This window comes from Chromobacterium sp. IIBBL 290-4 (assembly GCF_024207115.1).
Classification (GTDB): domain Bacteria; phylum Pseudomonadota; class Gammaproteobacteria; order Burkholderiales; family Chromobacteriaceae; genus Chromobacterium.
In genome coordinates this window covers 3,364,756-3,377,450 of the sequence record NZ_CP100128.1, presented here as the reverse complement: position 1 = coordinate 3,377,450, position 12,695 = coordinate 3,364,756, and the positions used below count along the sequence as shown (strand labels likewise).

Genomic DNA, 12,695 nt, shown 5'->3' with positions numbered 1-12,695 from the left:
ACAAAAAATGATTTAGCCATGCCGCATCGAAAATAAACAGGAAAATGTCGGACATTCAAACCGCCCAATCCATCAACATCTCGATACGCAATTATTTTCAGCAAAAATGAAATGAAAAGGCTATAAACCATCCAATCCACGCCAAGGAGAACCACATGCGCCTCAATGCTGCCCTCCTCATCCTCGCGCTCGGCTCTCCGCTTCGCGGCTGGGCGCTGGATCGCTCCATGGTTCAAATCTGCGATGATGGCGACGAGTGGCCGCCATTCACCTATTACCAACGGGTGGACGGCAAACCCAGCCAGCGCATCGTCGGCTTTTCCGTTGACGTCATCAGCGAAATCCTGAACAAGCACCAGATTCCCTTCCACATCGAGCTGCCCCCCTGGAAACGTTGCCTGGCCTCTATCGACGCCGGCGAAACATATGTCATGGCGCTCAGCGCCAGCAAGAACCCTCAACGGGAAAAGCAATTCTTGTACTCCAACCCCTACTACCAAACCCACTACTATGTTTTTTATTCGAAAGAGAAATTTCCAAAAGGGCTGACCTTGGACACCCAGGCCAATCTCAATCGCTACCGGCTGGGCGGCATCAAGGGTTATGCCTATTCCAGCCTGGACTTCGTCGACCGCGACAAGATGATCCGCGCCGCCAACTATCCTGAACTGGTCAAAATGCTGAAAGCCAAGCGTCTGGATGTTTTCGCCGAAGACTACGAGGTGCTGGCCGGCATAGCCAGCCTAGGCTCGCTGGATGTCATCGGGGACAAGGAAATAGGCAGAACGCCCATGCCCGGCATCAGCAGCAACCCTTTCCACATGATTTTCAGCCGCAAGAATCCGCGCGGCCAGGAACTGCAGACGCTGGTGAACAGCGAGTTGGAAGCCATGCGCCGCTCCGGCGAGCTGGACCGGTTGCTGGCGAAATACGTGAAGCGATAAAAAAAACCGCAAGGCCAAGGCCCTGCGGTTTGGAATGAAACGCTTGTTCCATCAAGCCGGTTGCGTCGGGGTCGCGCCCTTGACCTCGGTCAGGCGGTTGTCGCCGTCGACGAACACCAGCTTGGGTGAATGGTTTTTCAGCTCGGCGTCTTCATACTGCGCGAACGAAGCGATGATCAATAAATCGCCCGGCGCGGCGCGGCGCGCGGCCGAACCATTCACCGAAATCACGCCGGAACCGCGCTCGGCCTTGATCGCGTAAGTGGCGAAACGCTCGCCGTTGGTGACGTTCCAGATCTGCACTTCTTCGTATTCGAGAATATCCGCCGCTTCCAGCAGGTTCTCGTCGATGGCGCAGGAGCCGATGTAATGCAGCTCGGCATGCGTGGTGGTCACGCGATGGAGCTTGGACTTGAGCATATTGCGTTGCATGACAGCTTTCCTTCTCGTCCCGGTTTAACGGAACACTTCGATATTGTCGATCAGACGGGTCTTGCCCAGGCGAGCGGCGGCCAGCACCACCAGGCGCTTTTCGCCGGCGTGGGCGATTTCCAGCGTATCGGCCTGGCGCACTTCCACATAATCCACCGTCCAGCCTGCGGCGGACAGGTCGCCGCGCGCGGCTTGTTCCAGCGCCGCGTAATCCTGGCTGCCGGCCATCAGGCCATTGCGGATCGCTGTCAGGTTGCGATACAGGCGCGGCGCTTCGGCGCGCTCTTCGGCGGTCAGATAGCCATTGCGCGAGGACAGCGCCAGGCCGTCTTCCGCGCGGCCGGTATCCACCGGCACGATCTCGATCGGCGAGTTCAGATCGCTGATCATCGCCTGGATCACATGCAGCTGCTGGTAATCCTTCTTGCCGAAACAAGCCAGATCCGGCTGCACGATATTGAACAGTTTGGTCACCACGGTGGCCACGCCGCGGAAGTGGCCGGGGCGGAAGGCGCCGCACAGCTCGTCCTGGATATGCGGCGGCTCGACGTTGAAATCCTGCTTCACGCGCGGGTACAGTTCGCGCTCGGACGGGAAGAACAACGCGTCCACGCCGGCGGCGCGCAGCTTGTCGCAATCCGCCTCGAAGGTGCGCGGATAGGCGTCGAAATCTTCGCCCTGGCCGAACTGCAGCCGGTTGACGAAAATGCTGACCACCACCTTCTCGGCGCGCTGGCGCGCCTCCGCCACCAGCCTCAAGTGCCCCTCGTGCAGATTGCCCATGGTGGGCACAAAGGCGAGCTTGCCGGCCTGCTTCCGCCAGGCGCGCATGTCCGCCACGCTACGGATGATTTCCATCGTTTGTTCTCTCCCGGGCTTAGTAAGTGTGCTCTTCAGTCGGGAAGGTCTTATCCTTCACGGCCTTGACATAGGCTTCGACAGCGCCCTGGATGCTGCCGGCCTCTTCCATGAAATTCTTGACGAACTTGGCCTTCTTGCCCGGATACACGCCCAGCATGTCGTGCAGCACCAGCACCTGGCCGGACGTGTCCGCGCCTGCGCCTATGCCTATGGTCGGCACCTTGACGGTTTCGGTGATTTCCTTGGCCAGCGCCGCCGGCACGCACTCCATCAGCACCAAGTTGGCGCCGGCCTCGGCCAGAGCCTTGGCATCGTTCAGGATGCGCTGCGCGTCATCGCCGCGGCCTTGCACGCGGTAGCCGCCAAACATATTGACGTACTGCGGAGTCAAGCCGATGTGGGAACAGACCGGAATGCCGCGCTCCACGAGAAAACGCGTGGTTTCAGCCATATAGGCGCCGCCTTCCAGCTTCACCATATGCGCGCCGGCCTGCAACAGGCGGGCGGCGTGGGCGAAGGCTTGCTGCGGCGTTTCCTGGTAGGCGCCGAAAGTCATGTCGCCGAGAATCAGCGCGTTCTTGCTGCCGCGGGCCACGCAACGGATGTGATAGAGCATCTCTTCCTCGCGCACCGGCAGCGTGGAATCCACGCCCTGCATCACCGGGCCGAGCGAATCGCCGACCAGCAGGATTTCCACGCCGGCCTCGTCCAGCAAGCTGGCGAAGCTGGCGTCATAGCAGGTCAGCATGGTGATTTTCTGGCCTTCCGCAGCCAGCTTGTTCAGCGTATTGACGGTTATTTTCATCTCTCGATTTCCTCGTGTTCCATCTGCGGCGCCGCGCGGAAGCTTTCCGGATCAGGCGCTCTTGTTGAAATAGCTGCGTTGACCGCGCATTTCGGCAATGCAGCGGATCAATAACTCGAAGTCCTCGTCGCCGTCCACCAGATTCAGGTGGTCGGTGTTGACTATCAGCAACGGCGCGGCTTCGTACTGATGAAAAAATTCGCTATAGGCGGCGTGCACCCGCTTGAGGTACCCCTCGGGGAAGTTCACTTCGTAATCGATGGCGCGCGCGGCGACGCGTTCCAGCAATACGTCCTCCGACGCTTGCAGATAGATCACCAGGTCCGGCACCGGATACTCGGGCAAGGCCTGACGGGCCAGCCGGCGGTACAAGGCCAGCTCCTGCTCGTCCAGATTGACGCGGGCGAACAGCTCGTCTTTCTCGAACAGAAAGTCCGACACCAGCGGCGCGGCCGCCAGTTCGCCTTGCAGCATGTCGCGCGCGATGTCGGCGCGCTGCAGCAAAAAGCTCAGTTGGGTAGACAGCGCATGAGCCGGCATATTGCGGTAAAAACGGGGCAGAAAAGGATTGGCCGCGGGATCCTCGGCCTTGAGCTGCACATTCCAGTAGCCGGACAAGCGTTTGGCCAGCGAAGACTTGCCGGAGCCGATAGGCCCCTCCACCACGACATAGCGCAATTGGGTCATCTTAATTCCAGAATAGGGATGGGTTCAGACAGCCTCATCCAGCCGGACGATGCCGCCGGCGTCGAGCGACGCCGCCAGTTCGGAAACATCGCCTATGCCCGCCAGCGTTTGTCCGGCAGCGATTTCGGCCAACGGCGCCATCACGAAAGCGCGCTCATGCATGCGCGGGTGCGGCAGGATCATGTTCGGATCAGACGACATGACGCCATCGTAATACAAAAGGTCAAGATCTAGAACTCTTGGCGCATTGCGGAAACTGCGCTGCCGGCCAAAGCGTTGCTCCAGCGCAAATAGCTCTGCCAACAAAGCTTGCGGCGGCAATGCGGTGTCCAGGGCGGCTACCGCATTGATGAAGTCCGGCTGGTCGGCATAGCCGACCGGCGCGGTGCGGTATAAAGAGGAATGCCGCAGCACGCGGGTGCCGGCGATCCCGGCAAGCGCAGCGAGCGCCGCGCTCACTTGCCGATCCGGGTGTTCCAGATTGCTGCCGAGCGCCACATAGGCCAGCGTCACTCGGCGCTCTCCCCGCCGCCGCCCTCGGTCTTGCGGCGGCCGTTGGAACGGCGGCGACGGCGCTTCTTGGCCGGCTCTTCCGCTCCGCCCTGCTTGGCTTCGGCGATCAAGCGCTCGCAATCCTCGGCGTCGCCGCGCTGGAAGGCTTCCCACCAGCGCACCAGTTCGGCCGGCACTTCGCCCGCCTCGCTGCGCAAGGCCATGAAGTCGTAAGCGGCGCGGAAGCGCGGCTGCTCCAGGAAGCGGTAAGGACGCGCGCCGGTGCGGCTGTCGAAACGGGCCTGCAGGGTCCAGATCTCGCGCATGGTCACGCTGAAGCGGCGCGGAATGGCGAAATCATTGTCTTGCTCGCTCTCGACTTCGGAGATGGCTTCCAGCAGCGCCGGCAGGCTCTTCTCGCCGGCGGCCAGACGCTTCTGCCAGCCTTGATTCACCTGGCGCCACAGCAGCGTGGCCAGCAGGAAGCCGACCGAGATCGGCTTGTCGGCGCGCAAGCGCGCGTCGGTGCTTTCCAGGCTCAGGCGCAGGAAGGCGTCATCGCCGCCCTTGTCGTCCATCACCGCGTCCAGCAAGGGGAATACGCCGCGGGCCAGGCCTTCTTCGCGCAGCTTTTTCAAGCACGCGTAAGCATGGCCGGACATCAGCAGCTTCAGCATTTCGTCGAACAGACGCGCCGCCGGCTCTTTTTTCAGCAGATGGGCGTGCGCGCGGATGGGCTTCTTGGTGTCGTCGTCGATCTCAAAACCCAGTTTGGCGGCCAGACGCACCGCGCGCAGCATGCGCACCGGGTCTTCCTGATAGCGGCGGGCCGGCTGGCCTATCATCACCAGTTTCTTGGCATGCAGGTCTTTGACGCCGTTGTGATAGTCGATCACCGTCTCATTCGACGGATCGTAGAACAAGGCGTTGACGGTGAAGTCGCGGCGGTGCGCGTCCTCTTCCTGGCTGCCAAAGCTGTTGTCGGCCATGATGCGGCCGGTTTCATTGGTGTCGTCGACGCTGCCGCCGCGGAAGGTGGTCACCTCAATGGTTTCCGGACCCATCATCACATGGACGATGCGGAAACGGCGGCCGATGATGCGGGAGCGGCGGAACAGGTGATGCACCTGCTCCGGCGTGGCGTTGGTGGCCACGTCAAAATCCTTGGGCGACACGCCCAACATCAGGTCGCGCACCGCGCCGCCCACCACGAAGGCGGAGTAGCCGGCTTCTTGCAGACGGCTGGTCACGCGCAGGGCGGCGGAGCTGAGTTGGTCGCGGCGGACGCCGTGTTGCGGCAAAGGATAGACGCGCGGCTTGCCGCGGCGTTTGCCCATGGGCAGTTCCAGGACTTTACGGATGAGCTTGCGGATCATGTGGAAGATTGTGACTTGGAATGCTGGATTCGCAAGGTTAGGGATTCGAGGCCGCGATTATAGCCCGATTCTTTATGGAAAATACACATCGCCGCCTCCGCGATAAGAACTTGTTCCGATTTGAATCTACTGCCGAACTCCATTATGGCTCAGACTGATAATCATCCAGCCGCTTTTGCAGATACGCGCGCATGGCGGTGACCGCCGGCGACAGCATCAAACGATGCGGCGTCACCAGATACAGCGGCGCGGCCTCGGTTTGATAATCGGGCAACAAAGCCCGCAAGCGGCCGGCCCGCAGATCGGCCAGCACATCCAGCCGCGACTTGTAAGCGATGCCTCGCCCGGCCAGGGCCCATTGCCGGACGATTTCGCCGTCGTCGCTCACCCAGCGCCCAGACGCCGGCACGATCAAGGACTCGCCATCCCGCCCGAAGCGCCAGCGCTCATGCACCGCGTCGCCCAACACCAGCCGCAAACACACGTGATCGCGCAAAGCCTGCGGCGAATCCGGCTCGCCCTGCCGCGCCAAATACTCCGGCGAAGCGCACAGCACCCGGCGGTTGTCCGCCGCCAAGGGCAGCGCCACCAGGCTGGAATCCTCCGGCACGCCGTAACGCAGGGCCACGTCCACCGGCTGCCGGTACAAGTCCGCCAGCCGGTCGCTGATGCGCAATTGCAAACCCAAGCCGGCATGCTCGTCCAGAAAATCATCCAGCCAGGGCCGCAGCAGATTGCGCCCCAGATCGGACGGCATGGATAAAGACAGGCTGCCGCTCAAGGCCTGCCTATCCTGCGCCAGCGCCAGACTGCCGGCCACCACCGCATCCAGCGCCACGCGGGCGTGCTCCAGATAACGCTCGCCGGCCAGCGTCAGCCGCAGGCTGCGCGTGGAGCGCGCCAGCAACTGCGCGCCCACCGCTTGCTCCAGCCGCTTCAACGCCGCGCTGGCCACCGCCGGGCTCAAATCCAGCTGCCGCGCCGCCGCCGACAGGCTGCCATGGTCCGCTGCGCGGATAAATACCTGCAAATCGTCCAGTCTGACCATTTTATCAATTTATTTTTGAAACTGATTTGAATTCTAGCCGGATTTTCTCCGCGGCGAATCCCCCTACCATGCAGCCATCGACAACTTCCCACCTCAAGGAGCCGCGATGAAAGCCGTCGCCTACTACCAAAGCCTGCCTATCAACCATCCGGAAGCGCTGCTGGACATTCAGCTGCCGGAACCCGCGATCGGCGAGCGCGACCTGCTGGTCGAAGTGAAAGCCATCTCGGTCAACCCCGTGGATGTGAAAGTCCGCGCCAATATGCCGCCTGAAGCCGGCCAGGCCCGCGTGCTGGGCTGGGACGCCGTCGGCGTGGTGAAGGCCGTAGGCAGCCAGGTCAGCCTGTTCCAGCCGGGCGACCGCGTCTGGTACGCCGGCGCCTTGCAGCGTCCAGGCGCCAATAGCGAACTGCACGCGGTGGACGAGCGCATCGTCGGCCGCATGCCGAACAGCCTGGACTTCGAAACCGCCGCCGCGCTGCCCTTGACCGCCATCACCGCCTGGGAGCTGTTGTTCGACCGCTTGCAGGTGCTGGCCAACCAACAGCCCTCCGGCAAGAAACTATTAGTGGTCGGCGCCGCCGGCGGCGTCGGCTCCATCCTGGTCCAGCTGGCGCGCCAGCTCACCGGCCTCACCGTCATCGGCACCGCCTCGCGCCCGGAAACCCAAGCCTGGGTGACCGAGCTGGGCGCGCATCACGTCATCGACCACCGCCAGCCGCTGAGCCGGGAACTGAAGCGCATCGGCATCGAACAGGTCGATTACGTGGCCAGCCTGAACCAGACTGACCAGCATTTCGCCGAGATTGTTGAATCGCTGGCGCCGCAGGGCAAGCTCGCGCTGATCGACGACCCGGCCGCGCTGGATATTGCCCAGCTCAAGCGCAAGAGCATCTCGCTGCACTGGGAATTCATGTACACCCGCTCGATGTTCGCCACCGACGACCAGATCGAGCAACACAAGCTGCTGAGCGAACTGGCGCGGCTGGTCGACGCCGGCATCGTCAAGAGCACGGTGGCGGAACGCTTCGGCGCGATCAACGCCGCCAACATCAAGCGCGCCCACGCGCTGCTGGAGAGCAATACCGCCAAGGGCAAGATCGTACTGTCCGGCTTCTGAGCTTTTGCCGCCGCTATTCGCCCCCCATCGTCAATGGAGACAATGAAATGATCGTCGAAATCGTCCGCCTGCGCGTCAAACCGGGCCAACTGCAAGCCTTCGAAACCGCCTGGGCCGAGGCTTCCGGCCGCTATCTGCGCGGCAAGCCTGGCTATCAGGCGCACAAGTTGGGCCGCCAGTTGGAAACCGAACGCGACTACGTGCTGGCCGTGCAGTGGGACAGCCTGGACGCGCACCTCGCCTTCATGGCCCACGCCGACTTCCAGCCCTTCGCCCAAAGCTTCTGGCACTTCTTCGACGGCGAGCCGGACCTGATCCACTTCCAGCCCAACCCGGCGCTATGAGCCAGCCCGCCGACCCGCAGATGACCGCTTTCCTGGCGCGCGCCCGCGCTGCCGGAGCGCTGGACATCTCAGCCGAAACGCTGGAACAGGCGCGGGCGGCGGCCGAGGGACTTCGCCGCTGGCAAGCGCCGCCGGAGGCGGTGGATGAAGTCAAGATGTTGACCCTTCCCGCCGCCGATGGCTTCGCTTTGCCGGCGCGGCTGTATCGGCCGGCCGGCAGCGGCGACGCCGTGCTGCCGCTGGCGGTATTCGCCCACGGCGGCGGCTGGACCCGCGGCACGCTGGATCTGTACGACGCCCCGGCGCGCGCGCTGGCCAACGCTGGCCGCTGCCTGCTGTTGGCGCCGGACTATAGGCTGGCGCCGGAGCACCGTTTCCCCACGCCTCTGCTCGACGTGGCCGCGGCCTTCAAATGGGCAGCCGCCCACGCCGCCGCGCTGGGCGCGGACGAAACGCGGCTGACCCTGGCCGGAGACAGCGCCGGCGGCAACCTGGCCGCCGCGGCCTGCTTGTGGCTGCGCGACCATGGCGGCCCGATGCCTGGCCATCAACTGCTGATCTATCCGGCCACCGATTGCCGCTTCGACACCGAATCGTATCAGCACTTTGGCGATGGCTATCTGCTCACCCGCGACGCGATGCGTAGTTGCTGGGACATGTATTTGCCGGATGCCGCGGCCACCGCGTCTCCGTATGCCTCGCCGCTGCGCGCTGACCTGGCAGACCTGCCTCCCGCCTCCATCATCGCCGCCGGACTGGATCCGCTGCGCGACGATGGCCTCGATTACGCAAACGCGCTGCGCGCGGCCGGCGTGGCGGTTGAATCCACCCTGTTGCCTGGCCTGCCCCACGCCAGCCTGCATCTGGACGGCGTCGCCCCCTCTGCCCGAGCCGTGATCGACCATGCCGGTCGGGTCTTGCGCCAGGCTCTCCTCAACCATGGACAGCAATCATGACCCAAGCCCATCTGACCCTAATCAGCATTGATCTCTCCTTTCACGCCGCCAGCGCCGGCCTGGTCGCCGCCGTGCTGGAAAAGCACGGCATCAGCGTCAGCGAATGGCGCGCGCCTCACGAGCGCGCCTTCGAACTCTTGGCCAGCGGCCAGGGAGACATACTATGCAGCGCCTGGCTGCCCGGCAGCCACGGCGCCTATCTGGCGCCCTTCGAGCAGGAAGTGGAAAAGCTGGCCGTTTTGTACACGCCGTACGCCATGTGGGGCGTGCCGGACTATGTGCCGGTGGAAGCTGTCTCCACGCTGGCGGACCTGGCCAAACCAGAGGTCGCCGCCCGGATGATCAAGACAATCCAGGGCATCAACCCCGGCGCCGGCATCAGCCGCTTCTCCCGAGAGATCATGGCCCGCTATCGCCTGGACGAACTGGGATACCATTTTGAAAATGGCAGCCTGGAAGACTGCGTCGGCGCGTACGAGCAAGCCGCGGCGCGGGGCGACTGGGTGGTGGCGCCGCTGTGGCAACCGCAATACCTGCACTGGACGCAGCGCATCCGCGAACTGTCCGACCCGGACAAGCTGTTGCGCGGCAAAGACGAAGCGACCTTGCTGATACGCAAAACAGCCCTGGCCAAATTGCCAGCGCTAGCGCTGAAGGAATTACGCGCGCTAGCCCCCGGCAACCAGGCCATATGCTATCTGGACCACTTGACAGGCCACCAAGGCCTGACGCCCCGCGAAGCGGCCGCGCAACTGGGGCAATAAGCCGCCTATCAACAAAACGACATTTTATTCACCCGCGCGACAAGTCAGTAGACATACGAACAAAATCCATAGAGCATAGCAGGCTGATCCCTTTGCGCCCGCTCGCCGCCGGCGGCAAGGGAAAGTTCCGGAAACGCCGCGCCCCAAACGGCGCGGCGGTTCAATCATTCAGGAGCATGCTGTGCATTCCAAATCAATGCCCTCCTCGGCCGCCCATCCGCGAAGGCCGCGTTTATTGCGCATAGGCGCGCTGGCCGCCGCGCTGGCCCTCGCCGGCTGCGCGGTCGGCCCGGACTTCCATAGCCCCTCGCTGCCCAAGGCCGCCGAGGGCCCTTACACCGAAAGCCCGCTCGCCCCCCGCACCGTAGAGGCTCGCGGCGACCATGTCGGCCAGGCCGGCGCCGCCCAGTCTTTCGCGCCCGGCCGGGATATCCCCGCCCGCTGGTGGGAGCTGTTCCGCTCGCCTGAGCTGGATCAGCTGATCCGCGCCGCGCTGGAGCACAATCCGTCGCTGGACGCCGCTCAGGCGGCGCTGCGCCAGGCCCGCGAAAACTACAACGCCGCCGCCGGCACCACTTATTTCCCCAGCGTCAATGCCCAGCTGGGAGGCGGTCGCCAACGCGCCATCCTCAGCGGCGAAACGCCGAACGAGTTCAACGTTTACAGCGGCACCATAGGCGTGTCTTACACGCTGGACCTGTTCGGCGGCGAGCGCAGGCAGCTGGAAGGCCTGATGGCGGCGACCGAATACCAGCGCTTCCAAACCGAGGCCGCTTACCAGACCCTGATCGCCAATGTCGTGACCACCGCGGTGCAGGAGGCCTCCTTGCGCAGCCAGCTGAACGCGACCCGCGAATTGCTCAAGGCTCAAGAGGCGCAGCTGGCCATCATCGTCAAGCAAGTGGAGTTGGGCGCCCAGCCCCGCGCCACCGCGCTGACTCAGGATACGCTGGTAGCGCAGACTCGCGCCCAGGTGCCGCCGCTGGACAAGGCGCTGGCGCAAACCCGCCATCAACTGGCCGTATTGGCCGGCCGCTTCCCCGGCGAAGGCGGCCTGCCGGAATTCCATCTCGACGCGCTGCGGCTGCCGGAACAACTGCCCGTATCGCTGCCCTCCGCCCTGGCGCGGCAGCGGCCCGACATCCGCGCCAGCGAGGCCTTGCTGCATCAGGCCAGCGCCCAAGTCGGCGTGGCCACGGCCAGCCAATACCCGCAGATCACGCTCAGCGGCAGTTACGGCACCCAGCACACGGTGCTGCCCAATATGGACATCGGCAACACGCTATGGAACGCCATGGGCGGCTTGACCCAGCCGCTGTTCAACGGCGGCGCGCTCAGCGCCAAGCGGCGCGGCGCCGAGGCGGCCTACCAGCAAGCGGAGGCGCAATACCGATCTACCGTACTGAAAGCCTTCCAGAACGTGGCGGACAGCCTGCGCGCGGTCGAATCCGACGCGCTGGCTCTGAAGGCCCAGACGGAAGCCGAAACCCGGGCCCGCGAATCGCTTGAGGTGCATACCAGCCAATACAAGCTGGGCGGCATCAGCTACCTGGCGCTGCTGGACGCCGAGCGCAGCTATCAACAGGCGCGCATCGGCCTGATCCAGGCGCAGGCCACCCGTTACAGCGACACCGTGGCGCTGTTCGCGGCGCTGGGCGGCGGCTGGTGGAACCAGCCTGCCACGCTGGACAAGAACAGCGGCAGTTGAACCCGCGGCTAGAACACGTAATCACACAATCATAGAGAACCATAACCATGACCAAACGAATGCTGATCATGCTGGGCGGCGTGCTGGCGCTGGTTGTCCTGCTCGCCGGCGGCTTTTTCCTGCACATCCAGAAGCTGATCGCCAGCTCGCCCAAACCGGGCCCGCAGACCGTCTCCACCACCAAGGCCCAAAAGCTGGAATGGCAGCCCCAGCTCAATTCCGTCGGCTCTCTCTCCGCCGTCCACGGCGTGGACATCAGCAGCGAAGTGGCGGGGCAAGTGCGCAGCTTGCACTTCAAGTCCGGCCAGGACGTGAAGGCCGGCGACGTGCTGGTCCAGCTGAACGCCGATGCCGACCAGGCCCAGCTGCGCTCGCTTGAAGCGGCCGCCGAGCTGTCGGCCACCACGCTGAAGCGCGACCGCGCCCAGTTGGCAGTGCAAGGCGTCAGCCAAGCCCAGGTGGACGCCGACGAGGCCGACCTGAAGAGCAAGAAGGCGCTGGTGGCGCAACAAGCCGCCCAAGTGGCCAAGAAAACCATACGCGCGCCCTTCTCCGGCCGCGTCGGCATCAGCCCGGTCAATCCTGGCCAGTATCTGAACCCGGGCGACAAGATCGTCACCTTGCAGACCATCGACCCGATCTACGTCGATTTCAACCTGCCGCAGCGCCAGATCGGACAAATCCGCGCCGGCCAGCCGGTCAGCATCAAGAGCGACGCCTTCGGCCAGGAGCTGTTCCACGGCAAGATCAACGCCATCAACCCCAAGATCGACCCCGCCACCCGCAATGTGCAGGTGCAGGCCACCATCGCCAATCCCAAGGGCAAGCTGATTCCCGGCATGTTCGCCAACACCAGCATCGCAGTGGGCAGCAAGCAGCCCCATCTGACGCTGCCGCAAACCGCCATCACCTACAACCCCTACGGCTCCACCGTATTCATCGTCAAGCAGGGCAAGAACGGCCTGGAGGCGCAGCAGGCCTTCGTATCCACCGGCGACGCCCGCGGCGATCAGGTGGCGGTGCTCAGCGGCGTCAAGGAAGGCGACGAAGTTGTCACCACCGGCCAGCTGAAGTTGAAAACCGGCACGCCGATCGCCGTCAACAACTCGGTGCAGCCGGCCAACAGCCCGAATCCGACGCCGCAGGAACAATAAGGCG

The 12,695-nt window shown here is 63.8% G+C and carries 14 protein-coding genes; 7 read left to right on the top strand and 7 right to left on the bottom strand.

What is annotated here, in order from left to right; translation table 11 throughout:
• Window positions 1–155: 155 nt before the first annotated feature.
• Complete coding sequence (locus NKT35_RS15810; protein WP_254294684.1) at window positions 156–944, top strand: substrate-binding periplasmic protein; 789 nt, start codon at window positions 156–158, stop codon at window positions 942–944.
• Between the two features lie 51 nt (window positions 945–995).
• Here the strand turns inward: NKT35_RS15810 and panD are convergent, their stop codons facing one another.
• From panD to NKT35_RS15775, 7 genes are all read right to left on the bottom strand, one after another.
• On the bottom strand, window positions 996–1,376 hold the full coding sequence (panD, locus tag NKT35_RS15805; RefSeq protein ID WP_043573938.1) for an aspartate 1-decarboxylase: 381 nt from the start codon (window positions 1,374–1,376) through the stop codon (window positions 996–998).
• 24 nt (window positions 1,377–1,400) lie between these two features.
• Window positions 1,401–2,234: a pantoate--beta-alanine ligase gene (panC, locus tag NKT35_RS15800; protein WP_254294682.1), complete on the bottom strand. Its 834-nt coding sequence runs from the start codon at window positions 2,232–2,234 to the stop codon at window positions 1,401–1,403.
• Window positions 2,235–2,253: 19 nt separating this feature from the next.
• On the bottom strand, window positions 2,254–3,042 hold the full coding sequence (panB, locus tag NKT35_RS15795) for a 3-methyl-2-oxobutanoate hydroxymethyltransferase (protein WP_254294680.1): 789 nt from the start codon (window positions 3,040–3,042) through the stop codon (window positions 2,254–2,256).
• Window positions 3,043–3,093: 51 nt separating this feature from the next.
• Window positions 3,094–3,729, bottom strand: a complete 636-nt coding sequence (locus NKT35_RS15790) for a deoxynucleoside kinase (protein ID WP_254294678.1) — start codon at window positions 3,727–3,729, stop codon at window positions 3,094–3,096.
• A 24-nt stretch (window positions 3,730–3,753) separates the two neighbouring features.
• Complete coding sequence (gene folK, locus NKT35_RS15785) at window positions 3,754–4,242, bottom strand: 2-amino-4-hydroxy-6-hydroxymethyldihydropteridine diphosphokinase (protein ID WP_254294676.1); 489 nt, start codon at window positions 4,240–4,242, stop codon at window positions 3,754–3,756.
• Window positions 4,239–5,597 (bottom strand): polynucleotide adenylyltransferase PcnB, encoded by a 1,359-nt coding sequence (pcnB, locus tag NKT35_RS15780; protein WP_254294674.1) that lies wholly within the window; start codon window positions 5,595–5,597, stop codon window positions 4,239–4,241. Before pcnB ends, folK begins: the two co-directional genes overlap by 4 nt.
• A gap of 142 nt (window positions 5,598–5,739) precedes the next feature.
• Window positions 5,740–6,645: a LysR family transcriptional regulator gene (locus NKT35_RS15775; RefSeq protein WP_254294672.1), complete on the bottom strand. Its 906-nt coding sequence runs from the start codon at window positions 6,643–6,645 to the stop codon at window positions 5,740–5,742.
• Between the two features lie 106 nt (window positions 6,646–6,751).
• On the opposite strand from NKT35_RS15775, the gene NKT35_RS15770 reads away from it, so the two are divergent.
• The 6 genes from NKT35_RS15770 (at window position 6,752) to NKT35_RS15745 (ending at window position 12,691) form a co-directional block, all read left to right on the top strand.
• Window positions 6,752–7,765: a zinc-binding alcohol dehydrogenase family protein gene (locus tag NKT35_RS15770; protein ID WP_254294670.1), complete on the top strand. Its 1,014-nt coding sequence runs from the start codon at window positions 6,752–6,754 to the stop codon at window positions 7,763–7,765.
• A gap of 47 nt (window positions 7,766–7,812) precedes the next feature.
• Entirely contained in the window at window positions 7,813–8,109 is a 297-nt protein-coding gene (locus tag NKT35_RS15765) for an antibiotic biosynthesis monooxygenase family protein (RefSeq protein ID WP_254294668.1), read from the top strand.
• On the top strand, window positions 8,106–9,065 hold the full coding sequence (locus tag NKT35_RS15760; RefSeq protein WP_254294666.1) for an alpha/beta hydrolase: 960 nt from the start codon (window positions 8,106–8,108) through the stop codon (window positions 9,063–9,065). Before NKT35_RS15765 ends, NKT35_RS15760 begins: the two co-directional genes overlap by 4 nt.
• Window positions 9,062–9,829: a glycine betaine ABC transporter substrate-binding protein gene (locus NKT35_RS15755; protein ID WP_254294664.1), complete on the top strand. Its 768-nt coding sequence runs from the start codon at window positions 9,062–9,064 to the stop codon at window positions 9,827–9,829. Before NKT35_RS15760 ends, NKT35_RS15755 begins: the two co-directional genes overlap by 4 nt.
• A gap of 181 nt (window positions 9,830–10,010) precedes the next feature.
• A complete protein-coding gene (locus tag NKT35_RS15750) occupies window positions 10,011–11,537 on the top strand; it encodes an efflux transporter outer membrane subunit (protein ID WP_254294662.1) in 1,527 nt (508 codons plus the stop codon).
• A gap of 47 nt (window positions 11,538–11,584) precedes the next feature.
• A complete protein-coding gene (locus NKT35_RS15745) occupies window positions 11,585–12,691 on the top strand; it encodes an efflux RND transporter periplasmic adaptor subunit (protein WP_254294660.1) in 1,107 nt (368 codons plus the stop codon).
• Window positions 12,692–12,695 lie beyond the last annotated feature (4 nt).

Coding starts and splice junctions, on each gene's coding strand:
- NKT35_RS15810 (WP_254294684.1), top strand. CDS start 156: ATGCGCCTCAATGCTGCCCTCCTCATCCTCGCGCTCGGCTCTCCGCTT.
- panD (WP_043573938.1), bottom strand. CDS start 1,376: ATGCAACGCAATATGCTCAAGTCCAAGCTCCATCGCGTGACCACCACG.
- panC (WP_254294682.1), bottom strand. CDS start 2,234: ATGGAAATCATCCGTAGCGTGGCGGACATGCGCGCCTGGCGGAAGCAG.
- panB (WP_254294680.1), bottom strand. CDS start 3,042: ATGAAAATAACCGTCAATACGCTGAACAAGCTGGCTGCGGAAGGCCAG.
- NKT35_RS15790 (WP_254294678.1), bottom strand. CDS start 3,729: ATGACCCAATTGCGCTATGTCGTGGTGGAGGGGCCTATCGGCTCCGGC.
- pcnB (WP_254294674.1), bottom strand. CDS start 5,597: ATGATCCGCAAGCTCATCCGTAAAGTCCTGGAACTGCCCATGGGCAAA.
- NKT35_RS15775 (WP_254294672.1), bottom strand. CDS start 6,645: ATGGTCAGACTGGACGATTTGCAGGTATTTATCCGCGCAGCGGACCAT.
- NKT35_RS15770 (WP_254294670.1), top strand. CDS start 6,752: ATGAAAGCCGTCGCCTACTACCAAAGCCTGCCTATCAACCATCCGGAA.
- NKT35_RS15765 (WP_254294668.1), top strand. CDS start 7,813: ATGATCGTCGAAATCGTCCGCCTGCGCGTCAAACCGGGCCAACTGCAA.
- NKT35_RS15760 (WP_254294666.1), top strand. CDS start 8,106: ATGAGCCAGCCCGCCGACCCGCAGATGACCGCTTTCCTGGCGCGCGCC.
- NKT35_RS15755 (WP_254294664.1), top strand. CDS start 9,062: ATGACCCAAGCCCATCTGACCCTAATCAGCATTGATCTCTCCTTTCAC.
- NKT35_RS15745 (WP_254294660.1), top strand. CDS start 11,585: ATGACCAAACGAATGCTGATCATGCTGGGCGGCGTGCTGGCGCTGGTT.